This window comes from Pararoseomonas sp. SCSIO 73927 (assembly GCF_037040815.1).
Lineage (GTDB): Bacteria > Pseudomonadota > Alphaproteobacteria > Acetobacterales > Acetobacteraceae > Roseomonas.
Genome location: NZ_CP146232.1, coordinates 2,146,979 through 2,169,152 on the forward strand (window position 1 = coordinate 2,146,979; position 22,174 = coordinate 2,169,152).

23 protein-coding genes are annotated in these 22,174 nt (G+C 72.8%); 12 read left to right on the plus strand and 11 right to left on the minus strand.

Annotated elements, in window-relative coordinates; genetic code table 11:
* Positions 1-11: 11 nt before the first annotated feature.
* Complete coding sequence (gene gnd / locus VQH23_RS10155; RefSeq protein ID WP_338666085.1) at positions 12-977, plus strand: phosphogluconate dehydrogenase (NAD(+)-dependent, decarboxylating); 966 nt, start codon at positions 12-14, stop codon at positions 975-977.
* 36 nt (positions 978-1,013) lie between these two features.
* Here gnd and VQH23_RS10160 read toward each other — a convergent pair whose 3' ends face one another.
* Complete coding sequence (locus VQH23_RS10160; protein WP_338665523.1) at positions 1,014-1,388, minus strand: PAS domain S-box protein; 375 nt, start codon at positions 1,386-1,388, stop codon at positions 1,014-1,016.
* A gap of 145 nt (positions 1,389-1,533) precedes the next feature.
* Here VQH23_RS10160 and VQH23_RS10165 point away from each other — a divergent pair, with 145 nt between their 5' ends.
* The 3 genes from VQH23_RS10165 to VQH23_RS10175 all read left to right on the plus strand — a co-directional run bounded on the left by VQH23_RS10165 (position 1,534) and on the right by VQH23_RS10175 (position 3,515).
* Positions 1,534-2,517, plus strand: a complete 984-nt coding sequence (locus VQH23_RS10165) for an SDR family oxidoreductase (RefSeq protein ID WP_338665524.1) — start codon at positions 1,534-1,536, stop codon at positions 2,515-2,517.
* Between the two features lie 38 nt (positions 2,518-2,555).
* On the plus strand, positions 2,556-2,936 hold the full coding sequence (gene hpxZ, locus VQH23_RS10170; protein WP_338665525.1) for an oxalurate catabolism protein HpxZ: 381 nt from the start codon (positions 2,556-2,558) through the stop codon (positions 2,934-2,936).
* A gap of 132 nt (positions 2,937-3,068) precedes the next feature.
* Positions 3,069-3,515 (plus strand): CsbD family protein, encoded by a 447-nt coding sequence (locus VQH23_RS10175; protein WP_338665526.1) that lies wholly within the window; start codon positions 3,069-3,071, stop codon positions 3,513-3,515.
* A gap of 69 nt (positions 3,516-3,584) precedes the next feature.
* Here VQH23_RS10175 and VQH23_RS10180 read toward each other — a convergent pair whose 3' ends face one another.
* Positions 3,585-4,430 (minus strand): fumarylacetoacetate hydrolase family protein, encoded by an 846-nt coding sequence (locus VQH23_RS10180; protein ID WP_338665527.1) that lies wholly within the window; start codon positions 4,428-4,430, stop codon positions 3,585-3,587.
* Positions 4,431-4,472: 42 nt separating this feature from the next.
* Positions 4,473-5,537, minus strand: coding sequence for an alpha/beta fold hydrolase (locus VQH23_RS10185; protein WP_338665528.1), 1,065 nt, complete (start codon positions 5,535-5,537; stop codon positions 4,473-4,475).
* 112 nt (positions 5,538-5,649) lie between these two features.
* Between VQH23_RS10185 and VQH23_RS10190 the strand changes: the two genes are divergently transcribed.
* From VQH23_RS10190 to VQH23_RS10205, 4 genes are all read left to right on the plus strand, one after another.
* On the plus strand, positions 5,650-7,029 hold the full coding sequence (locus VQH23_RS10190; protein ID WP_338665529.1) for an MATE family efflux transporter: 1,380 nt from the start codon (positions 5,650-5,652) through the stop codon (positions 7,027-7,029).
* Between the two features lie 333 nt (positions 7,030-7,362).
* A complete protein-coding gene (locus VQH23_RS10195; RefSeq protein WP_338665530.1) occupies positions 7,363-7,791 on the plus strand; it encodes a hotdog fold thioesterase in 429 nt (142 codons plus the stop codon).
* Positions 7,792-8,020: 229 nt separating this feature from the next.
* On the plus strand, positions 8,021-8,452 hold the full coding sequence (locus tag VQH23_RS10200; protein ID WP_338665531.1) for a hypothetical protein: 432 nt from the start codon (positions 8,021-8,023) through the stop codon (positions 8,450-8,452).
* A 118-nt stretch (positions 8,453-8,570) separates the two neighbouring features.
* Positions 8,571-9,764 (plus strand): porin, encoded by a 1,194-nt coding sequence (locus VQH23_RS10205; RefSeq protein ID WP_338665532.1) that lies wholly within the window; start codon positions 8,571-8,573, stop codon positions 9,762-9,764.
* Between the two features lie 50 nt (positions 9,765-9,814).
* Here VQH23_RS10205 and VQH23_RS10210 read toward each other — a convergent pair whose 3' ends face one another.
* The 3 genes from VQH23_RS10210 to VQH23_RS10220 all read right to left on the minus strand — a co-directional run bounded on the left by VQH23_RS10210 (position 9,815) and on the right by VQH23_RS10220 (position 13,495).
* Positions 9,815-10,678 (minus strand): EipB family protein, encoded by an 864-nt coding sequence (locus tag VQH23_RS10210; protein ID WP_338665533.1) that lies wholly within the window; start codon positions 10,676-10,678, stop codon positions 9,815-9,817.
* A 28-nt stretch (positions 10,679-10,706) separates the two neighbouring features.
* On the minus strand, positions 10,707-12,542 hold the full coding sequence (aspS, locus tag VQH23_RS10215) for an aspartate--tRNA ligase (protein WP_338665534.1): 1,836 nt from the start codon (positions 12,540-12,542) through the stop codon (positions 10,707-10,709).
* 371 nt (positions 12,543-12,913) lie between these two features.
* On the minus strand, positions 12,914-13,495 hold the full coding sequence (locus VQH23_RS10220; RefSeq protein ID WP_338666086.1) for a YqgE/AlgH family protein: 582 nt from the start codon (positions 13,493-13,495) through the stop codon (positions 12,914-12,916).
* 276 nt (positions 13,496-13,771) lie between these two features.
* On the opposite strand from VQH23_RS10220, the gene VQH23_RS10225 reads away from it, so the two are divergent.
* The 4 genes from VQH23_RS10225 to VQH23_RS10240 all read left to right on the plus strand — a co-directional run bounded on the left by VQH23_RS10225 (position 13,772) and on the right by VQH23_RS10240 (position 18,240).
* Positions 13,772-14,254, plus strand: coding sequence for a peroxiredoxin (locus tag VQH23_RS10225; RefSeq protein ID WP_338665535.1), 483 nt, complete (start codon positions 13,772-13,774; stop codon positions 14,252-14,254).
* Positions 14,251-14,526, plus strand: coding sequence for a hypothetical protein (locus VQH23_RS10230; RefSeq protein ID WP_338665536.1), 276 nt, complete (start codon positions 14,251-14,253; stop codon positions 14,524-14,526). Before VQH23_RS10225 ends, VQH23_RS10230 begins: the two co-directional genes overlap by 4 nt.
* A gap of 112 nt (positions 14,527-14,638) precedes the next feature.
* Positions 14,639-15,403, plus strand: a complete 765-nt coding sequence (locus VQH23_RS10235) for an SDR family oxidoreductase (protein WP_338665537.1) — start codon at positions 14,639-14,641, stop codon at positions 15,401-15,403.
* A gap of 89 nt (positions 15,404-15,492) precedes the next feature.
* Positions 15,493-18,240: a hypothetical protein gene (locus VQH23_RS10240; RefSeq protein ID WP_338665538.1), complete on the plus strand. Its 2,748-nt coding sequence runs from the start codon at positions 15,493-15,495 to the stop codon at positions 18,238-18,240.
* A gap of 56 nt (positions 18,241-18,296) precedes the next feature.
* On the opposite strand, the gene VQH23_RS10245 is transcribed toward VQH23_RS10240, so the two are convergent.
* The 5 genes from VQH23_RS10245 to VQH23_RS10265 all read right to left on the minus strand — a co-directional run bounded on the left by VQH23_RS10245 (position 18,297) and on the right by VQH23_RS10265 (position 22,107).
* A complete protein-coding gene (locus VQH23_RS10245) occupies positions 18,297-18,722 on the minus strand; it encodes a PaaI family thioesterase (RefSeq protein ID WP_338665539.1) in 426 nt (141 codons plus the stop codon).
* A 19-nt stretch (positions 18,723-18,741) separates the two neighbouring features.
* Positions 18,742-19,605 carry a flagellar motor stator protein MotA gene (motA, locus tag VQH23_RS10250; RefSeq protein ID WP_338665540.1) on the minus strand — a complete coding sequence of 288 codons (864 nt, stop codon included), beginning with the start codon at positions 19,603-19,605 and terminating at the stop codon, positions 18,742-18,744.
* Complete coding sequence (locus VQH23_RS10255) at positions 19,602-20,645, minus strand: flagellar motor protein MotB (RefSeq protein WP_338665541.1); 1,044 nt, start codon at positions 20,643-20,645, stop codon at positions 19,602-19,604. The genes motA and VQH23_RS10255 overlap by 4 nt, the downstream gene beginning before the upstream one ends.
* A gap of 136 nt (positions 20,646-20,781) precedes the next feature.
* The gene (locus VQH23_RS10260; protein WP_338665542.1) at positions 20,782-21,096 is read right to left on the minus strand and encodes a hypothetical protein; all 315 of its coding nucleotides are present in this window, start codon (positions 21,094-21,096) and stop codon (positions 20,782-20,784) included.
* 189 nt (positions 21,097-21,285) lie between these two features.
* Positions 21,286-22,107 (minus strand): EcsC family protein, encoded by an 822-nt coding sequence (locus VQH23_RS10265; protein WP_338665543.1) that lies wholly within the window; start codon positions 22,105-22,107, stop codon positions 21,286-21,288.
* Positions 22,108-22,174 lie beyond the last annotated feature (67 nt).

The following is a 22,174-nucleotide window of genomic DNA, read 5'->3' on the forward strand; positions in this document are numbered from 1 at the left end:
CCTGCGCCATGATGCGGATCGGAATCGTCGGCCTCGGCCGCATGGGCGCGAACATCGCCCGCCGCCTGATGCGGGCCGGGCACGCGGCCACGGTGTGGGACCTGAACGCCGAATCCGTCTCCGCCCTGGCGGGCGAGGGCGCGCAGGGCGCCGCCGACCTCGCCGGGCTGGTGGCGGGGCTGGAGGCGCCGCGCACCGTGTGGGTGATGCTGCCCGCGGGCACCCCGACCGAGGCGACGCTGGAGACCCTGGCCGGCCTCCTCTCCCCCGGGGACTGCGTGATCGAGGGCGGGAACTCCAACTGGCAGGACAGCGTGCGGCGCGCCAATGCCATGCGGGAGAAGGGCATCGACTACCTGGATGTCGGCACCTCCGGCGGCGTCTGGGGCCTGGAGCGGGGCTACTGCCTGATGATCGGCGGGCCCGCGGCGCAGGTGGAGCGGCTGGACCCGATCTTCGCCGCGCTCGCCCCCGGCGAGGGCACGGCCCTTCCCACCCCGGGCCGCAGCGGCGACCCGCGCCCACCCCAGGGCTACGTCCATGCCGGGCCGAACGGGGCCGGGCACTACTCCAAGATGGTCCATAACGGCATCGAGTACGGGATGATGCAGGCCTTCGCGGAGGGCTTCGACCTGATGCGCGCCGCGAACGAGGTGCACGGGCTGGACATGCCCCTGCCGGACATCGCGGAGGCCTGGCGCCGCGGCTCCGTCGTCGCCTCCTGGCTGCTGGACCTGACCGCCCAGGCGCTGGCGGGCGACCCGGAGCTCTCCCACTACGCCGGGCGCGTGGGCGACAGCGGGGAGGGGCGGTGGACGGTGCAGGAGGCGGTGGCGACGGCCACCCCGGCCCCGGTTCTGACGGCCGCCCTCTACGCGCGCTTCCGGTCACGGCAGGAAGCGTCCTACGCGGACCGGATGCTCTCCGCGATGCGGCACGGCTTCGGCGGCCATGTGGAGCCGCCCAAAGCGGGGTAGGTGAGGGCGGCCCCGGGGGATACCCCCGTGGGCCTCTCAGTGCAGGCTGCTCTCGGACCGGAGAACCATGCCTTGATGCCCGGCCGTTTCCGGCAGGACCGGGCGGATGAGGGCGTTGAGGGTGCTTCCGCCGGCGGCGTCGTACAGCAACGAGACGTAGTTCTGCACCCAGACGATAGTCCCGTCCCCGCGGAGGTAGCGCTTCACGATCGTGAAGGCCTCGCCCCCGTGGCGCAGGCGGTGCAGCAGCGCCGAGTTGTCCGACCAGTCGGCGGGATGGGTGATGTCGCGGATGGAGCGGGTGAGCAGCACCTGCGCATCCATCCTCAGCAGTTCGCAGACGGTACGGTTCACCTGGAGGAAGCGCCCCGCCTCATTGCTCAGGACTTGCCCAAAGGGCTGTTCGAACACCTTCCCGCTGCCTCCTTCCCGCGCCGGACGTCCCGGGAACCCGGTAAGCGCGATTTGTGACCATTCGGTGGTCCGTCAAGCCGGGGCGAGCGGGAACCTCCGGGCCCCCTGCCGGTTAAGGGCCGGTCAGGCGGAGGAGAGGGCCATGCCCCGGATCCAGGGTTCGGTGGTGGTGATCGCGGGCGCGTCCAGCGGCATCGGTCGGGCGACGGCGCAGCACCTGGCGCGACACGGCGCGCATCTCGTCCTCGCCTCCCGCCGGGCGGAGACGCTGGAGGTGGTGCGGGGCGAATGCGAGCGGCTGGGGGCCGACGCCATCGCCGTTCCGACAGACGTGACGGACGCGGCGGCGGTGCGCGCCCTGGCGGAGGCGGCGCGGGCGCGCTTCGGCCGGATCGACGTGTGGATCAACAATGCCGGCGTGGGCACGGTGGGGCCCTTCGACGAGGTGCCGATCGAGGAGCACGAGCAGACGATCCGCACCAACCTGCTGGGCCAGGTGAACGGGGCGCACGCCGTGCTGCCCGTGTTCAAGCGGCAGGGGGCCGGGGTGCTGATCAACCTTCTCTCCATCGGCACCTGGGTGCCCACGCCCTACGCCTCCTCCTACGCCGCCTCCAAGTCCGGCCTGCGCGGCTTCACGGAATCGCTGCGGGCGGAGCTGCAGGACAGGCCCGACCTCCATGTCTGCGACGTCTTCCCGAGCGTGGTGGACACGCCGGGCCTGCGGCACGGGGCGAACCACACGGGCCAGAAGATTGAGGTGGCCGGCCCCATGACCTCGCCCTTCGAGGTGGCGGAGACCGTGGCCTCCCTCATCCGCCGGCCGCGGGATTCGGCGGTGATCGGCGTGGCGGCCTGGGCCTCCCGCCTCGCCGCCGCCGTGGCGCCGAAGCCGCTGCGCTGGGCGGTGGGCGTGGTGATGAAGCGCGGCCTCTCCATAGGGGAGAAGGGGAGCAGGGCGAGGCCGGGCGAGGCCCAGGGCGGATCTGCGGGCAACCTGTTCGCGCCGCCGGAGGACCACGCGGTGTATGGCGGCTTCCGGAAAGGAGCGGCCGTGAGGATCCCGACCAAGGCCTGGATGGCGGCCGCGGGGATCATCGGCTTCTGGCTGGCCCGCCGCCGCTAGGGCAGCATCTCCTCCTCACGCCGTTGAGGAGAGCGCGCTTGGAAATCGACATCCCCGAGGTGAGGGCGGAGGTGGAAGCCGCCTTCGCCCGCTACGAGCGGGCCCTGGTGACGAACGACGTGCCCGTGCTGGAGGAGCTGTTCCGCGACGCGCCGGAGACCATCCGCTACGGCGCCGCGGAGAACCTCTACGGCATGGAGGAGATCCGCGCCTTCCGCCGCGCCCGCCCCTCCGTGGGGCTGGAGCGCAGGCTGGAGCGGACGGTGATCACCACCTATGGCCGCGACTTCGCCACCGCCAGCACGATGTTTCGGCGCGAGGGGCAGCCGGGGAAGGTGGGGCGGCAAAGCCAGGCCTGGGCGCGCTTCCCCGAGGGATGGCGGGTGGTGGCAGCCCATGTGAGCGTGGTTGCGGAATAAAATGGAAGATCCGGCCCGATCCCCGCGCCGCAACGGGTGCGCATAACTTTTGAGGGGCAGGTTCGTTAGCCCTGCCCGGGGGCCGCGGTGCGATGGGCCGGGTCTCCCTCTCAACGCGCAGGAGGCAGGATCATGGACGAGGATCGGGTTGGCGGGATGGCCGACAAGGCGACCGGGAGCATCAAGTCGGCGGCCGGGAACGTGACCGGCGATGCCAAGCTCCAGGCGGAGGGAACGGCGGAGAAGGTTGCGGGGACCGTCCGGAACGCGGTGGGCGGTGCGAAGGACGCGGTGCGCGACGCCGCCAGCGACGTGTCGGAGAAGGCGTCCGACCTCGGCCAGCGCGCCAGCCGCGCCCTGGACGAGGGCGCGGGCCCGCTGCTCGACCAGGTCGGGCGCAAGGCCTCGGCCTATGGCCGTGAGGCGCGGGACGTCGTGGCCGCCGGCGCGGAGAGCGCCTCCAGCGTGGTGCGGGGCTACCCGATGGCGACGGTCGGCCTTGTCGCCGTGCTCGCCTTCCTCGTGGGGCGCGTCACCGCCCCGGAGCCGAAGCCCTGGTACCAGCGCGACTGGGTCTGACCGGCCCTTCGTGAACACGTCGCCGCGGGGCTCCGTGCCCCGCGGCGACGGCCCGCCGATCGGCGGTGTCTAGCTTCCGGCGACCATGCGCTGCCGCTGCTCGCCGAGACCGGCGATGCCGAGCCGCACCTCCTGGCCGGGCTTCAGGTAAGTGGGAGGCTTCATGCCCATGCCCACGCCGGGCGGGGTGCCCGTGGTGATGACGTCGCCGGGGTGGAGCGTGACGAAGCGGCTGACGTAGGAGACGATCGTCCGCACGTCGAAGATCATGGTGCGGGTGGAGCCGTCCTGGCGGCGCTCGCCGTCCACCTCCAGCCACATGGCGAGGTCCTGCGGGTCCGGGATCTCGTCGGCGGTGACGAGCCAGGGGCCGAGGGGGCCGAAGCCGTCCGCGCTCTTGCCCTTCGTCCACTGGCCGCCGCGCTCGATCTGCCATTCCCGCTCGGAGACGTCGTTGCAGACGGCGTAGCCGGCGACGTGGTCCAGCGCGGATTCCAGCGGCACGCGCCGCGCGGTGGTGCCGATGATGACGGCCAGCTCCACCTCCCAGTCCGTCTTGCGGCTGTCCGGCGGGATGGCGACCTCGTCATCCGGTCCGGCGAGGGAGTTGAGCGACTTCATGAAGATGATCGGCTCCTTCGGCACCGGCGCGCCGCTCTCCGCCGCGTGGTCGGCGTAGTTCAGGCCGATGGCGACGAAGTTGCGGGTGCCGGCGACGGGCGGGCCGAGGCGGGTGGTGCCGGGCACGGCGGGCAGGGTGGAGGGGTCCAGCGCCCGGAGCCGCGCCAGGCCTTCGTTCGAGAGGATGTCGCCCGCCAGGTCGGGGACGATGCCGGAGAGGTCGCGGATGGTGCCCTCCGCGTCCAGCAGCCCGGGTCGCTCGGCGCCGGGGGCGCCGTGTCGCAGCAGCTTCATCGTTTTATCCTTCTAGCCCTGGCCTTCCGATGCCCCGCCCGCTCAGGCGAAGGCTTCCTCCAGGAAGACCTGCACGGCCTGGAAGAGGGCGCCGCGGTTGCGCTCCAGCATGATGGAGTGCGTGCCCTCCGCCAGCAGCACCAGCCGCTTGCCGGGGGAGGCGGTGAGGAGGGGGAAGAGGGTGGTGGCCATGGCGGGCGGCGTGTCCCGGTCCCACTCGCCGAGGACGAGCAGGGCGGGAACGGTGATCTTCGCCGGGTCGTAGAAAGGCTTCCCGGCGTCCCAGTGGTCGCGCAGGTCCTGCAGCACGCCGTTGGGCGCGCGGAGGACGGAGGGGACCTGGCGGGAGCCCTCCGGATCGGTCGCGAAGGTCGCGTCGGCCCAGTACTCATACCAGCCGGGCGGCAGGAGGGAGCCGCGCCGCTCGGCGGGAACCCCGGCCAGCCAGCGCTCCCGCGCCGCGGCGCGGGTCACGGTGCGATAGGGAGCCAGCGGCCCCTCCGGCACCGGCACGGCGCCGCGGCTGGCGGGATCGCGCAGCCAGAGCGGGGCGTAGAGGACGAGGCGGTCCACCAGGGCCGGGTTGTCGGCCGCGAAGCGGGAGACGAGGGTGGTGCCCCAGGACCAGCCGATCAGCCCGCACTTCGCCACGCCGCGCGCCCCCCGGATATGGGCGAGGGCGGCGCCGATCTGTGCCACCGCCGCCTCGCCGTTGGTTGGCGGGCTGCCGGGCGCCCCGGCGGGGCGGGTGGAGCGGCCGTAGCCCGCGAGGTCCAGGCACCAGACATCGAAGCCGCGCCCGGCCATGTAGTCCATCCAGGACACGCCGGAGAGCGGCAGGTCGAAGGCGGTGCTGGCGGGGTAGGTGGCGCCGTGGACGAGAAGGAGGGTGCGGTCCGGGCGGGCGGGGGTGGCGGCTTCCGGGCGCTTGTTGCGAAGGTAGAGCTGCACGCCGTCCGGGCCGGGGATCAGCACCTCGTCCATGGTGACTCCGGCGGGCTGGGCGGACGCGGCGCTGATGAAACCCGCGCCGATTGAACCCACGACGGGCAGCGCCGCCGGGGCGGCGAGCACGCTGCGACGGGCGATGGTGCCTGGACCGGCCATGGGTTTCTCCCTCAGGACCGGCAGGTTAGCACCGCCGGGGCGGGGCCGGCCAGAATGTGGCTTCGGGGTGCCGCCGGGCCCCGCCCGCGCTACAAGCCCGCCCATGAATGGGATGTCATCGCGCGCGGGCTGGTGGGCGGAGGCGCGGGCGATGGTCCTGCTCGCCTGGCCGCTGGCGCTGACCAACCTCTCCCAGATGGCGCTGCTGGCGACGGACTCCGTCTACCTCGGCCACCTGTCGACGAATGCGCTGGCCGCCGTCACCCTCTCCGGCGCGCTGTTCTGGACAGTGCTGGCGCCGGGCTTCGGCCTCTCCTTCGCCGCCGCCGCCATGATGGCGCAGGAGCGGGGGCGGCGCGTGGGCCATGTGCGGGCCATGCGCCGCACGCTGCGGGCCGGGCTGCTCGGCGCCGTGCTGGCGGCGCTGCCGGGCATGGTCCTGCTGTGGAACGGCGGCGCGGTCCTGCTCGCGCTGGGCCAGGAGCCGGCGCTGGCCGCGGCGGCGCAGGACTTCCTGCGCTGCATCCTCTGGGGCGTCCCCTCCTTCGGCATGTTCCTGACCCTCCGCGGGCTGATGGCGGCGATGGAGCGCCCCTGGCCGCCCCTGGTCATCGGGCTGCTCGCCGTGCCGCTGAACGCGCTGCTGGGCTGGATGCTGATCTTCGGCAACCTCGGCGCGCCGGCCCTCGGCGTGCGCGGGGCCGGGATCGCGGGGGCGGTGGCGGACGGGTTCATGTTCGCCGCCCTCGCCGTCTTTGTCGCGCGGGACCGGCGCCTCCGCCGCTACCGCTTCTTCGGGCGCATTTGGCGGGTGGAGATGGCGCGGCTGGGGCGGGTGGTGCGGCTGGGCCTGCCGATCGCCGCGCAGATGCTGCTGGAGATCGGCCTGTTCAGCGCCGTGGGGCTGGTAATGGGGAGCTTCGGAGCCCAGGCCGTGGCGGCGCACGCCATCGCCCTGCAGGTCGCCAGCACCACCTTCGCCATCCCCCTCGGGCTGGGCCAGGCCGCCACGGCCCGGGTAGGGCTTGCCATCGGCGCCGCCCTCCCGCGGGAGGCGTGGCGCGCCGGCTGGGTGGCCGTGATGCTGGCCGTGGCCTTCATGATCCCGATGGCGCTGGGCATGATGCTGGCCCCCGCCACGCTGGCCCGGCTCTTCCTCGACCCCGCCGCGCCGGGCGCGACGGAGACGGTGGCAATGGCCACCACGCTGCTCTTCCTCGCCGGCCTGTTCCAGGTGAGCGACGGCGTGCAGGTGGTGGGCGCCGGCGCCCTGCGCGGCCTGCACGACACGCGCGCACCCATGCTGATCGCGGCCGCCGGCTACTGGGGGCTGGGCTTCCTGGCGGCCCTGGTGCTGGCCTTCCCGGCCGGGCTGGGACCGGCAGGCATCTGGGCCGGGCTGGTCCTGGGACTGGCGGCGGTGGCGGGCGCCATGACCTGGCGCTGGGCGCGCCTCTCCCGCCAGGGCGGGGCGGCGGTGGCGGCCGGGTGAGGCGGGGGCGGTCCTGCGATGGCGGTCTGTGGTCAGGGAGAGGAAGAAGGAATTCTTCCTCTCCCCGGACCCCTCACCATCATCTTTCTCTAGGAGTTGGTCTCTCTCGGCTGACGGTGCGCCTCGGGTCGATAACCCGAGGCGACTGCAAGGGCAGGAGCAGATCCGTCGCGGGGTGACCCCGTCCCAGGACGGCGCGGCGGCAGCCCGGAGCAGGTCCAGGAGGCTCAGCCTCCTGGCGGGGGTTTCAGGGGGCGGAGCCCCCTGGTTCCGGACAATGCAGGCACCAGGGCGTCTTGACGGCCCGGGTCGGCCGGGCGCCCATCCCGCCCCATGAGCACACCCATCTGGAAGAAGTCCGCAACCCCCGAGATTCTGTCGGGGCGGGCGGCGAACACCGCCATCAGCCTCCTCGGGATCCAGTTCACGGAAGTAGGGCCGGACTTCCTGCGCGCCACCATGCCCGTGGATCATCGGCACGTGCAGCCCTGGCGGGTGCTGCACGGCGGGATTTCCGTGGTGCTGTCGGAGACGCTGGGGAGCGCGGCCTGCTACATGGCCGTGCCGGAGGGGTTCCACTGCGTAGGGCTCGAGATCAACGCCAACCATATCGCCGCCGTGCCGGAGGGGCAGGTGGTGGTGGCGGAGTGCCGGCCCTTTCACATCGGCCGCTCCACCCAGGTCTGGCAGACGGAGATCCGCCGCGCGGACGGGCGGCTGGCCTGCGTCTCCCGCATCACCTGCGCCGTGCTGCCGGACTGAGCGGCGGCGGCGTGTTGTGAGGGCGGGCAGGGCCGGCCGATGCGGGGATGGCCCGCCCTGTCCTCCCCGCGTTCCGCCGAATGGTTCGTACGGGCGGAGGAGGCGCGGCGCTTCGCCGGGCTTTCATGAAGCCGACGGGGTTACCATCCGTTTCCTGCCGCGCCGGACAAGCAATCGGGGCCGCGGGCAGGATGGCCCGGCCGGACCCGCCGGCAAAGGAGGTCACCCCATGCACAAGCCCCTGTTCCTGGCTGCCGCCCTGGCCCTGACCGGCGCCGCCGGCCTCGCGGCCGCCCAGCCCGCGCCGCCCGCCCCGCCCGTCCCCGCCACCCCCGCCCCGCCGCCCGCCGCGGCCCAGGCGCCCACCCCGCCGCTGCCGCCAGGGCCCGGCCCGCAGGCCCAGCTGCCCGGTGGCCCCCGTGGTGCGATGGGCGGCCCGGTGGGCGGCCCCGGCTTCGACGGGCCGCGCGGCCGTATGGGCGGGCCGGAGGGCCACATGCACCGCGGGCGCCGCGGCCCGCGCTCCGAGGCGGCGAGCTTCTTCTTCCAGAAGGACGACTCGGTGATCCACATCCACTGCGCCGAGGACGAGCCGACGCGGGCCTGCGTGGACGCGGCCTCCGCCCTGCTCGACAAGCTGGGCAGCCTGCCCAACCGCTGATCGGGATGGCGGGGTCCGGCGCCTGGAAGGGTCGGCCCCGCCGCTCCATCAACAAAGTTTCGCTGGACGCCGCGCGTGCCCCGGCCCACCCCTGCACGGCCTGTCAGGGGGGATTCCCATGCGCCGCAGCCCGGTTCTTGCTTTCGCGCTCATGGCCGCCCTGCCGGCGGCGGCGCAGGAGGCGCGGCCCGACGGGCTCCGCTGGGACGGCATCGCGCCGACCCTGCAATTGGCCGAGGGCAACTTCACCGTCAGGCCCCTGGTGCGGCTCGACGCCGATCTCGGCTCCTTCTTCGGGCAGGACGAGCCGGGCGGCTTCCGCAGCGGCGTGAACCTGCGGCGCGGCCGGCTCGGGCTCGGCGGCACGGTGCTGCGAGACTTCACCTACACCTTCGTGTGGGAGTTCGGCGGCTCCGCGCCGAACGACTACAACAACATCTACGAGGCGCAGATCGCCTATACCGGGCTGGGCTGGGCCACGATCCGCGCCGGCCTCTTCACGCCCCAGCACATGCCGGAATACGCCGGCTCCTCCTTCGACCTGCCCTTCATGGAACGGGCGGCGATCACCAACCTCGCCGCCTCGCTTGCCACCGGCGACACGCGGGAGGCGGCGGGGATCGAGGGCAGGGGAGAGCTCGGCGGCGGGGGCGCGCGCTGGAACGCCAGCGCCTACGTCACCGGCGGTGTCGGCTCCACCCCGCATGACGGGCGGCAGCGCGGCGCGGCCGGGCGGGCGGTGGTGCTGCTGCCGCCGATGGGCCCCGTGCAGTTCCAGATCGGGGCGGACGTGGCGGCGCAGTTCCACCCCGGCACCGATCCCGGCCCCCAGGCCGTCCGCCTCCGCGACTATCCGGAGCTGCGCGTGGATTCCCGCCGCTTCCTCGACAGCGGCTCCATCCGGGCGGGCCAGGCTTGGGCGGTGGGGCCGGAGGCCGCCGGGCGAGTCGGCCCCCTCTACCTCGAGGCCGTGTGGCAGCGCCTGACCGTGGAGCCGACGGACGGGCCGACCCGGCGCTTCGATGGATGGTACGTGGAAGGGCTGCTGACCGTGATCGGCCCGGCGCGGGAGCGGTCCAACGAGACCGGCACCTGGCGGCGGCCCAAGGCGGAGGGGCGGTTCGGCAGCGTGGAGGTCGGGCTGCGCTACAGCACGGCGGATCTGGGCGCGACCAGGCAGTCCATCTGGACGGCGGGGGTGAACTGGTACCTTACGGACCGGTTCCGGCTGCAGGCGCAGTACGAGAACGGGCGCACGGGCGAGAGCCGGGATTTCCAGGCGATCGGGATGCGGGCCTCTTTCAATTTGTAAGAGGCAGTCTGTAAGAGCCCCGGGAGGCTCCGCCTCCCGGGACCGCCCGCTCAGCACCCGCCGGGCAGGGCGTCCAGCGTCTCCAGCCGGCCGTTCACCGCGAACTCGCCGAAATCCATGTTCAGCTCGTCCGCCACGCCATTGGCGTAGTAGCGCAGCCCCACCTCGTAGTCGGGGGAGGAGGCGCCGCCGCCATTGTTGTCTTTGCCGAAGAAGGCGATCCGCATCCGGCCGCTCTCCTGGGACGCCAGCAGCGGGAAGCGTGGGCTGGCCTCGGCCTCCCGGCGCCAGGCGGACAGGACCGTGGTGCTCTCCTGCGCGCCGTCGTCGCTGGTGCCGTCCATCAGGGGCGCGTTGAGGATCCTCTCCCCGGCGCGGGCGGCGGCGATGGCGCGGATCGTGTGGGCCATGGGCAGCAGGGTGCCGGCGGGCAGCGCCTCCTGAGAGGGACGGGGCTGCTCGTAGCGGGCGCTGCCCGTGCCGTCCGGCTGGAGGGTGGCCTCGCCGGTGATGCGGTTGCTGACCGCGCCGCCCGTCATCTGGGTGAGGGAGTACCGCAGGCGGCGCCCGTCCTTGCTCTCCCAGGTGGAGTAGTCGGAGGCGGTCTCCACCGTCTGCCCGTCGCGGTCCTGCAGCCGCATGGTCAGGCGCTGGCGGCTGGCCCAGCCGTCGCAGGCGTCCAGCACCTCGAAGAGCATGACGCCCTCGGCTCGGGCGATGTCGGCATTGTCCCGCGCGCGGTCGAAGCTCAGGCGGTAGGCGGCGCGGTGGGCCGCCATCGCCTCCGTGCCCGGCAGGGCGGCGGGGGTGGGCGCCTGCCCGCCGGGGGCGGCGGGCTGCGCCGGCGCGGGGGCCGCGAGGACCAGGGCCGCGCCGAGCGTGAGCGTGGTGGCGAGAAGAGAGCGCAGGCGCATCGAGGAGCCTTTCCGGAAGGGTCCAGACTTAGGTGGTCTTGGCCCCGCTTGCACCCTTTGCGTCGTCTTTGTTGCTCTTCGCCGCAGCGTCCTTCGCGGGCGGCAGGTCGGGCTTGATGTGCAGCTCCTTCCAGCGGCCGGGCTCCACCGTGCTGGGGGCGCCCATCATCAGGTCCTCGCCCTGCTGGTTCATGGGGTACATGTTGACCTCGCGGAGGTTAGGCTCCTCCGCCAGCAGCATGACGATCCGGTCGATGCCGGCGGCCATGCCGCCGTGGGGCGGGGCGCCGTAGCGGAAGGCGTTCAGCATGCCGCCGAACCGCTCCTCCACCGCGCTCTCCGGGTAGCCGGCCATCCCGAAGGCCTTCACCATGATCTCGGCCTTGTGGTTCCGGATCGCGCCGGAGGCCATCTCGTAGCCGTTGCAGACGATGTCGTACTGGAAGGCCGGGATGGTCAGCGGATCCTGGTTCTCCAGCGCCTCCATCTCGCCCTGGGGCATGGAGAAGGGGTTGTGGCTGAAGTCCACCTTCCCCGTCTCCTCGTTCAGCTCGAACATCGGGAAGTCCACGATCCAGCAGAAGCGGAAGGCGTCCTTCTCGATCAGGTCCAGCTCCCCGCCGATGCGGGTGCGGACGGTGCCGGCGAACTTCGCGGCCTCGTCCGCCTTGCCGGCGGCGAAGAACACGGCGTCCCCCGGGCCGATGCCGCAGGCGGCGCGGATGGCCTCCACCCGCTCCGGCTCCAGGTTCTTGGCGATCGGGCCCTTCGCGCCGTCGGCGTCGAAGGCAATGTAGCCGAGGCCGCCGGCGCCTTGGCTCCGGGCCCACTCGTTCAGCTTGTCGAAGAAGCCGCGGGGCTTGCCACCCGCGCCCGGGGCCGGGATGGCCCGGACCACGCCCCCGCCCGCCGCGATCTTGGCGAAGAGGCCGAAGCCGGAACCCGCGAAGCTCTCCGTCACGTCCCGGATGATCAGGGGGTTCCGCAGGTCCGGCTTGTCGGAGCCGTAGTCCAGCATCGCCTGGGCGTAGGGGATGTGGCGCCACGGCCCGGCATCCACGGGACGGTGGCCCGCGAAGCGCTCGAAGGTGCCGCGGATCACCGGCTCCATTGTGTCGAACACGTCCTGCTGCGTGACGAAGCTCATCTCGACGTCGAGCTGGTAGAACATCAGCGTGCGGTCGGCACGCCCCGCCTCGTCCCGGAAGCAGGGGGCGATCTGGAAGTAGCGATCGAAGCCCGCCACCATCGTCAGCTGCTTGAACTGCTGCGGGGCCTGGGGCAGCGCGTAGAACTTGCCGGGGTGCAGGCGGGCGGGGACGAGGAAGTCCCGTGCCCCCTCCGGGCTGCTGCTCGTCAGGATCGGCGTCTGGAACTCGTTGAAGCCCTCCGCGATCATCCGCTCGCGGATGTCGTGGATGATCTGGGCCCGCAGGATCATGTTCCGCTGCAGCCGCTCCCGCCGCAGGTCGAGGAAGCGGTAGCGCAGCCGCATCTCCTCCGGCGCGTCGTCGTCTGCGGCCACCTGGAAGGGCAGCACCTCCGCACGGGACTGCACGGTCAGCTCGCGCACGCGCAGCTCCACCTCGCCCGTGGCCAGGCGCGGGTTCACGGTGGCGGGCTCCCGCGCCACCACCTCGCCGGTCACGGTGATCACGCTCTCCGGCCGGATGTCGTCGGCCGCCGCGAAGACCTCGGACCCCTGCGGGATCACGCACTGGGTCAGGCCGTAATGGTCGCGCAGGTCGATGAAGAGCAGGCCGCCATGGTCCCGCTTGCGGTGCACCCAGCCGGAGAGCCGGACGGTCTGGCCGGCATCGGCGGCGCGGAGAACGCCGCAGGTGTGGGTGCGGTAGGCGTGCATGGGGCGGTGCTCAGTTTGATATCCGGGGTTGGGCGGCAAGAGCGGCAGGGGGCGGGTTCGTGTCAACCCCGCTAGCCCATGTCCCGAGCGGGCGGTGCGGGCGGCCCCAGGGGGAGAGAAAGAATTCTCTCCCCCTGGACCCCCACTCATCTTTCTTTTCAGGGCTGCCGCGCAATGCTTCGCTGAAGCCCGCCTGAGGTCGATGACCTCAGGCGACCGACACGGCGGCCCGGGCCGACACGGCGTTAGAAAGCCTTCGGCAACGCCCTTCGATCATCGCAACCGCGGCAGCCCGATCGCGGGGTCCGGGGTGGCCGTTGCCACCCCGGCGGAGGGTTCCAGGGAGGCGGCGCCTCCCTGGGGCGAGCGGATCAGGCCCGACCGGCCGTTCCCACCAGCAGCAGCGGGTCCACCTTCAGCTTCGCCAGGGCCCGGCGCCACTTCGCGTCCTGGTCCTCCTCGGTGAAGAGGATGGCCTCGTCCGGGGAGACGGAGAGCCAGGCGTTGCCCGCGATCTCGCTCTCCAGCTGTCCCGGCCCCCAGCCGGCGTAGCCCAGCGCCAGCAGGCCCTGGCGCGGCCCCTCGCCACCCGCGATGGCCTTCAGGATGTCCACGCTGGCCGTGAGCGCGAAGCCGCCCTCGATGGTGAGGCTGCCCTCGCTCGACCAGTCCTGGGTGTGGAGGACGAAGCCGCGCCCGCCCTCCACCGGGCCGCCGGCGTGCAGCCGGATGCGGCGCTGGGGCGGGACAGGGGTGACCTCCAGCTGCTTCAGCAGGTCGTCGAAGGTCAGGTTCTCGATCGTCCGGTTCAGCACGATGCCCATGGCCCCTTCCGGGGAGTGGGCGCAGAGGCAGATCACGCTCCGGGCGAAGCGCGGGTCCTCCATGCTGGGCATGGCGATGAGGATCTGCCCGCCGAGCCAGCCCTCCTCGGAAGGGCCGGGCCTGGCCATGCGGGTGAGCTGGATGGGGGTGGTCTGGCCCTCCGCCTCCTCCAGCTCGTCCTCATCCTCGATGGGCGGCGGGGGCGGGGCCTTGTCCTTCGGGCGCCGTGTCATGACGGAAAGATGGCGCCGGGGGCGGGGGGCTGCAAGCCGCCCCCGGCCTGTTGCAGGACCGCTTCCGGGGAGGGTTGCCGCGCCGCAGCGAAACATGCGCCGCCCCCGCCCGTTGACAGCGGCACGAGACGGGGGCCGTAACTGCGGCAAGACCCCTTCCGAGGATTTCAGATGCCCATCCAGCCCGGCGACGCCATCCCCTCCGTCAAGGTCATGCAGGCCGGTGCCGAAGGACCGAAGGAGGTGGACACGGCCGCCCTCCTCGGCCACGGCACGGTGGTGCTGTTCGGCGTGCCCGGCGCCTTCACCCCCACCTGCTCCGCCCGCCACCTGCCGGGTTTCGTGCAGCAGGCGGCCGCACTGAAGGCGAAGGGCGTGGACACCGTGGCCTGCGTGGCCGTGAACGACGCCTTCGTGATGGCGGCCTGGGCCAAGGACCAGGGCGTGACGGACCAGGTGGTGATGCTGGCCGACGGCGCCGCGGCCTTCACGAAGGCGCTGGGCCTGGAGATGGACCTGACGGCGCGCGGCATGGGCGTGCGGTCTCAGCGCTTCGCCCTCATCGCCAAGGGCGGCAAGGTGACGCATCTCGGCGTGGAGCAGGCCGGCGCCTTCGAGGTGAGCAGCGCCGACGCCATCCTGGCCCAGCTGTGACCGATCCGGCCCGCTGGGGACTCCTCGCCTGGCAGGCGGGATGGGTCTTCACCCTGCGCAGCATGGATCTCTGGGCCAAGCCCGACGGGGCGGGGGCGGAGCTGACCCGGATGGCGCTGGAGAAGCAGAAGGCCTTCTCCGACGGCCTCTTCGCCGCCGGCCGCGCCGCCATGGCGGGCGCGGGGCCGGAGGCGGTGATGGCCGCCGCCGCACGGCCCGCCCAACGGCGGGTTTCGGCCAACCTGCGCACGCTGAGGCGCGGGAAAGGCTGACCGGCCGTTCCTGACGGGGCCGTGACAAGGCCCCTGTGACAAGGCTGGCGGACGGGGCAACCTGCCTCCTCCGCCCGCGCTTGATGGGTTCTGCAAAATGGAACGGACGACAATGCTTCAGGGCAAGGTTGCCTTCGTCACGGGGGCGGATTCTGGGATCGGGCAGGCGATCGCCGTGGCCTATGCGCGGGCCGGGGCGGACGTCGCCATCACCTGGCACACGGACGAGGCCGGCGCGGCCGAGACGGCGCGGCGGGTGGAGGCGGCGGGCCGCAAGGCCTTCGTGACCCAGCTGGACGTGATGGATTCGCGCGCCGTGGACGCGGGTTTCGAGGCGGCGCGGTCGGCGCTGGGCCCCATCGACATCCTTGTGAACAACGCCGGCAAGGGCATGGGCGGCAAGAAGCCCGTGGCGGAGCTGGAGGACGAGGACGCAGAGGTGGTCATCCGCACCAACCTTCTCGGGCCGCTCTGGTGCATCCGGGCCTTCTTGCGCGGGAAGCCGCGGGAGGGGAGCAAGGTCATCAACGTCTCCTCCGTCGCCCAGCACCTGCCCACGGCCGAGAGCGCGCCCTACGGCATGTCCAAGGCCGGGCTGGGATCGCTGGTCCGCAGCCTCTCCGTCGAGCTGGCGCCGAGGAAGATCAACGTGACCGGCATCGCCCCCGGCCTGATTCAGACGCCCATGACACAGGAGCGGCTGGACGATCCGGCGAAGCGCGAGGCCTCCTTCAAGGAGATCCCCTGGCACCGCGCGGGGCAGCCGGAGGAGATCGCCAAGTTGGCCCTGTTCCTGGCGAGCCCGGACGCGGAATACATCACAGGGCAGACCGTGGTGATGGATGGCGGGCTGACGATGAACTGGGGCGGGGCCTAACCGGCCGCCGCAGAAAAGTCCGGTTGCAGCTTTGATGCAATAATGCAACGATCTGCTCTGGGAACCGCAACGGTCCGGAGCGCGCCAGGGTGGCCGACAGTGAGGAGACCTCAGCAAAAATCCAGATCAGCCCGGACGAGTTCCGACGCATCCTGTCCGGGCAGTTCCGCGCCGAGGTCACGGACACGATCTGGAAGCGCGTGAAGGCGTTCTCGACGCTCGGCGGCACCCTGTCCGTCGGCGTCCTGGTCGCGACGGCCACCTTCGCGATCAACTGGCTCAGCGGCACCGTCCAGGACCGGGTGAAGGTCGAGCTCGACACCAGGATGCCGGCCATCCAGCAGGCGAACGCCGTGGCGGCCCAGAAGGCCGCCCAGGAGGCGGTGCAGACCGACATCGCCCGGGTGGACAAGGTGCGCGAGCGCGTGACCGAGCAGCTTCCCGAGATGATGCGGCAATCCCTGGACAGCGAGGCCATCCGCCAGATCATCCGCGAGCAGGCCGAGCAGCAGACCGCGCAGCAGCTTCGCGATCCGGTGTGGCGGCGCGGCATCGAGCGCTCGGTGATGACGCAGCAGGCCGGGGACACGATGCTCCCCCCCCTGGTCCGGCTGTTCGCGTTCACCGACCTGCTGCGCGACACGGAGGGGGAGGCCATCGCCGTCCGGCTGCTCGGCGAGAGCGCGGGCCGGGTTCCGGCGGGCGGGCTGGCCCGTGACCTGGAGGAGGCCCGCTTCCTCGGCCAGGCGGTCACCACCTATGTCGGCCACCTGTCACGCAGCGATCCGTCCGACCGCTTCGCCGCGCACGAGGCCCTGGCACGCCGGCTGGCGGCGCTGCTGCCCGACCCCGTGCAGCCCGGCAACCCATTCGAGGCCCTGGTGCAGCGCTTCGGGCACCCCCTCACCGTCAACTTCCTCATCCGCCTCGCGAGGGAGTCCGGCGGCACCCAGCGCCAGGCCGCGCTGCAGGCCCTCCTCACCTACCCGCAGGCGGAGGCGCGGGAGCGGCTGGAAGGGCTGCTCTGCACCTCGGACCCGCGGTTGCGGGCGGACCTCCTCCAAGCTGTCTCCTTCCGGCCGGGCAGTCTCGTGGGCGACGACGCGGGGGAGAGGTTCACCCAGATTCTGCGCTGCACGGAGGAGGCGCTCGCGGCCCGCCGCGTGCCCGCCGTCGAAACCTCCTGCCTGCCCGGCCGCGACCTCTCCGTCCCGTGGCAGCTCTCCCGGCTCCCGGGCGCGGGCGACAGGGCGGCCGGAACCCCGCTGCAGCGGAGCCGGCGCGCTGGGCTGGAGCGGCAGCTCACGGAGGCTGCCGACCGCTGCCCCGCGGCCGAGGCGCTGTCCCGCGGCAGCGCGGCGCAGCTGAGGGCGCCCGGAGGCTGGAGCACGCTGCTCGCCTTGCCACAGGAGGGGGAGCGGTCCGTCCCGCTGCTCGGCCTCGCGGCCCTGCTGCCCGCCGGCGAGGAGGGCGCCGCCCCTCGATGGCTGGCCGACATGCTCGAGGGGCGCGGACCCATGGCCGCCCTGCTCGAGGCGCCGGAGCGGATGCCGGCCCAGGTCTCCCTTCTCCTGGAGCGCCTCTCCGGACTGCCGGACGACATGCAGGGCGTGCGGGAGGCCAGGCTGCGCCTGGCGGGCGCCCTCGCGCGCGCGCGCCCCACGGCGGGCCGGATCGGGGAGCGCCTCCTGCTCGAAAGCCTCGCGGCCGGCGGCGCTCCGCTCTGCGCCGCCGTCCTCCGCCATTTCGCGGAGACGCCGCCGGCCGAGGTGAACCTGGCGGTGGCCGAGAGCGTCGCCTGCCTCCGCGGCACGCGCCCGCTGGCAGCGGAGCACCACCGCCCCGTGCTGGCCCTCATCGCCCTGACGGCCGGTCGCGCGACGCCCGATCAGGACACCTCCCGGCGCGCCCTCGCCATGCTGGCCACCTCGCTCAACCTCGGCAATTCGGCCGAGCGCGCCCCGGCGGTCCTGATCAGCTGGATTCTGGAGCTCCTGAAGCGGGGCAGGCCCAGTCCGGCAGAGGAGCCCGCGATGGCCGACGCGCTGGAGGCGCTGGCCACGCTCGGCGGCACGGCCGTGCTGGCGGATGTCTTCGAGACCTCCGACCAGGAGGTGCTGGAGGGGTTCCGCGGGCAGCTCAGGAACCACTCCATCGCCCTGGCGCCCCTGGCCCGCCGCGCCCCCTACCTCGAGCCGGGCTTCCCGGCCCGCGTGTCGGGCGGAACCGCCCCGCTGGAGGCCGGGGGGCGGTTCTGGACAACCCTGCCGGTCCGGGCGCCGTCGCAGTTTGTCCTGGAACCGGACACTGCCCTGATCGTCGTCCGCTCGCAGCCCCTCGCGATCGAGACGATCCGGACCTTCGAGGGCGCCTCCGTGACCAACATGCTTCGGGTGGGCACCTACCTCCTCGGCGCGAGCCGGCCGGAGGCCCTGGCGACGCTGCGGCCGCGCGACCTCCCGGCCCTGGTCGAGGGGTTCAGCGCCGTGACCGCGGCCGAGCCCCTGGCCGTTGGCGGGGCCCTGCGCGGCAGGATCGGGCCGGCTGGTCCCCGGCTGTACCCCTACGCGCTGGAGGCGGATCGCTCCTACACCTTCGCCACCGCCTGGCTGGAGGACAGGCTGGACACCATGATCACCCTGCTCGACCCCTCGGGGCAGGCGGTTGCCGGGGCGAGCAACGACGACTCCGGGGCCGGCCTCGAATCCGGCATCTGCGTGAGGGTGCCCGCGGGGGGCGTGTACTGGCTGCAGGTCGAGAGCTTCGATCGCAACATCCCCGCGCCGCGGGGCTTCGAACTGCACGCCGGCGCCGTCGAGACCTGCCCCGAGCCCTGAGCCCGAGGCCTGAGCCCCACACTCTGGACTCCAGCCCTGGGCCTGGAGCGCGCCCCCTAGCGAAGCGGCGTATCCGCCGGCACGCCCTCCGGCCTGTTGCTGCCCGTGCGCCAGCGATGGGTGCCCGATCCGAAGGCGACGAGCTTGCCGTCCGGCCCGAACACCTCGGTCCGGGTGAAGAAGATGCTATTCCCCGCCGTGACCACGCGCCCTTCCGCGGTGATGCGCCCTTCCGTGACCTGGCCGGTGAAGTGGGTGTTCAGGTCCACCGTGACCGCGCGGCGGACATTGCCGGGCACGGTGCAGAACAGCCCGGAATAGCCCCCGGCCTGGTCGATGAGAGAGAGCAGCACGCCCCCGTGCAGCACGCCGCTGCGGTTGTGGTGCCGCTGGTCCACGAGAAGGGCGAGGCGGGCGAAGCCGTCCCGCCACTCGTCCACGGTCAGGCCGATGAGGTCGTGAAAGGGGGCGGTGTCGTCCATGGGGGCAGGTAGCCGCGGATCAGGCGATCTGCAAATCCTGCAGCGCCCCCTCCAGTTCCTGAAAGCTCGGCATGTGAGAGGAAGGGGCCATCTTGCGCCCCGTCTCCACGGATACCTGGGGCGCGTTGCCGTGCAGATGGGCCACCAGAACGGCGCGGATCACCTCGAAGTACTTGGCCTCCTCCACCACGCCCTTCAGCCGGGCCGCGATCGGGCCCATCAGCCCGTAGGCGAGCAGCACGCCGAGAAAGGTCCCCACCAGCGCGCCGCCGATCATGCCGCCCAGCACGGTGGGGGGCTGGTCGATGGACGCCATGGTCTTGATGACGCCGAGCACGGCCGCGACGATGCCCAGCGCCGGCAGCGCGTCCGCCACGTTCTGGATGGCATGGGAGGGGTGCATCTCCTCCTCCTTCCGCTTCTTCAGCTCCCGCGCCATCACGTCCTCGATCTGGTGCGGGTCGTCGGCGTTCATGCCGACCATGCGGAGGTAGTCGCAGATCAGCGCCACCGCGTGCTGGTCCGCCCTGATCTTCGGGAACCGCGCGAAGGCCGGGCTGTCCTCGGGCTTCTCGATATGCGCCTCCAGCGCCATGGCGCCCTTGGTCTGCACCAGCCGCACGAACCAGTAGAGGAGGGAGAGCATGTCCACGTAGTCGGTCTTGTGGAAGCGCGCGCCCTTGAAGACCTTTCCGAAGCCGCCGAGCGTGTGCTTCACGTCGTGCATCGAATTGGACATGACGAAGGCGCCGATGGCCGCCCCGCCGATCATCAGCGCCTCGTAGGGCAGCGACTTCAGGATGATCCCGAACTTCCCGCCGGCGATGGTGTAGCCGCCGAAGACGGTGACGAGCAGGAAGACGAACCCGGCAATCGTCGTCATGGGGCGGGAGTCCTGGGGGCGGAGGTCCTGCCCGGGGCCTCGCGCAGCAGCAGCACGGAGACGCGGCGGTTGGCGGCGTTCTGCGGATCGTCCGCCAGCATCGGCTCACGCTCGGCCATGCCGGCGACGCTGCGGATGCGGCCCTCGGCCACCCCGCCCTCGGTGAGGAGGCGACGCGTGGCGTTGGCGCGCTCCGCCGAGAGGTCCCAGTTGGAGCGTCCCCCGGGCCGGAAGGGCGTGGCGTCCGTGTGGCCGGTCACCGCCACCGCGTTCGGCACCCGGTTGATTACCGCCCCCACCTTCGCCATCAGCGCGCGGGTGCGCTCGGACGGCGCGCTGCCGCCGAGGGCGAACATTGGCTGCCGCTCCGCGTCCAGGATCTGGATCCGCAGCCCTTCCGGCACCTGCTCCACCTGCAGCTGCCTCGCGAGGTCGGCCAGGGCCGGGTCATCCCGCACGGCGGCGCGGACCTGCTCCGCCAGGCGGTCCAGCGCCTCGCGCTCGCGGCGCTCCAGCTCCTCCCGCAGCGCCTCGGCGGAGGCCTTCGCGACGTCGGTGCCGCTGCCGCCCGTCCTGTCCCCGGGGCCGGTCCCGGCCTCGGCGCGCGCCGCCTGCAGCCGGGCGGGGGTGGCCTCCTCGTCGTCGCCCTTGGGGCCCTCCCGCCGCTCCAGGGGCTGGGCGGGCCTGTCGCTGTCATCCTCCTCGATGTCGAAGATGACGGGGCGCGGGCCGGTTTCCACCCGCAGGGCGGAGGCGTTGGAGGCGGCCTCGCCCGATTCGCTGGGCGTCCTGCCCCCGAAGGGCTGGCCGGAGCCGGTGCTGTTCCGGCCCATGACGTTGGTGGGGTTGAAGTAGTCGGCGAGGCCCCGCCGCTGCTCCTCCGTGGTGGCGTTCAGCAGCCACATCAGGAGGAAGAAGGCCATCATGGCCGTCACGAAGTCGGCGTAGGCCACCTTCCAGGCGCCGCCGTGATGGCCGCCCTCCCCGCCCTCCACCCGTCTGACGACGATGGTGGCGCCCTCGCCCCTGCCTTTTGCCACGGCCCCGCACCCGCTGATCGGGAGGAGGGTGACTCCGGAGGGTTAAGGCCGGGTTGACCGTCCGGGTGCGAGGAAGGGAAAGCTCCTGGGAGAAACCGGGGAGGGGAGGCGCCGCCCCTCTCCCCGGGGTGCCGCCTCAGCGATTGCTGCTACGGCTGCTGCTGCTGCGGCCCGTGCTGCCGCGGCGGTTCGTCGGCGCCGGGGCGGGCTCGGCGGCCGGGGGCGCGGCGGGGGCGCTGGCCGGGGTCACGCCGCGGGAGCGGTCCAACTCCTCCAGCATGCACTTCTTCAGGCCGAACTCGGTCGCGCTCGGCAGGCGCTGCTGGCAGGCCGGGCGGAAGGCCTCCTCCGGCGGGGGCGCCACGGTGGGGGCCGGCGGCGGCGGGGTGGTGCACGCGGCCATCAGCGCCAGCGACGGGAGCAGGGCGGCCTTGAGGATCGTCTTGGTCACTGGTTCGTCCTTGGAATAAGGGCCCCGCAGGACCGTTCCACGGGCGGGGCGCTGGCCCTTCTAGGGCGCCGCGCGGCGCGCGTCACCGGGCTTTTCCGGACCTTGCAGTGCGGAATTGCGGCAGAGGATGAGGAGTGTGGCCGCCCGGCGCCGGTCCCCTTCCGGCGCGGGCGCCGGGATCGGGCCAGCCTAGCGCGTGCTGCCGTCCCGCAGGGCGTCGTAGGCCGCCCGCACCCGGTCCGCCCCGTAGATCCGCTCGAACTTCCGCACGGTGAAGTGGGCGTGGGCGACCCCCCGGAAGTGCTCAAGGAAGGCGAGGTTGATGGCCGCCCCCGCCGCCGCGCCGATCACCGGCACCGCCTGGGCCGATATCTTCAACCCCACCGTGCCCGTGAAGCGGGCCGCGATGGCCCCCAGGAACCCCGGCACGAGGCCCGAGACGAGGCTGGAGGCCGCGTTGGGCAGCATCTGGGCCAGCGCGATGCGGGCGGCGAAGTAGCCCGTCTCCGCCACGTCGTCCTCCTCGGTGGAGGGGCTGCCGAGGGCGAAGACGGCCATGCACTCCGCGGCGGTGGCGGCCACCTTCGGGTCCTCCCCGGCGGCGGCGGCCTCGGCGGCGATCTGGCGCAGCAGGATGGTGGTGGAGACCGGCAGTTCCGCCATGGTGCCCAGCAGGCCCAGCGCCCCGCCCGCCGCCCCGCTGGCCATGGCGATACCCCGGTGGAACCAGGCCACATCCATGCCGAAGGGCGTGCGCCGGGGCTCCGATCCCACCGCGGTGGCCCAGGCCTTCTCCAACGCGCGGCGCACGGCGTTGTCCACCTGGTCCCGCACCGATTCGGGCAGCTTCTGCTTCAACGCCTCGATCGGCGTGCCCGCGATGGCGGCCAGCCGCGCGGCGAAGGAGGGACCCTCCAGCGTGGCCACGGCCTTGGCCAGCTCCGTCTGGGCGTCCTCGGGCAGGGTCAGCAGGGCGGGCAGGGTGCTGCCCTCGGACGAGGTGGTGCTCATGGCGGGAGAAATGGCGAGGCGGCGCCGGGGTTGCATCGCCGCGGCCGGGTTGCGTCCCCGGGGCACG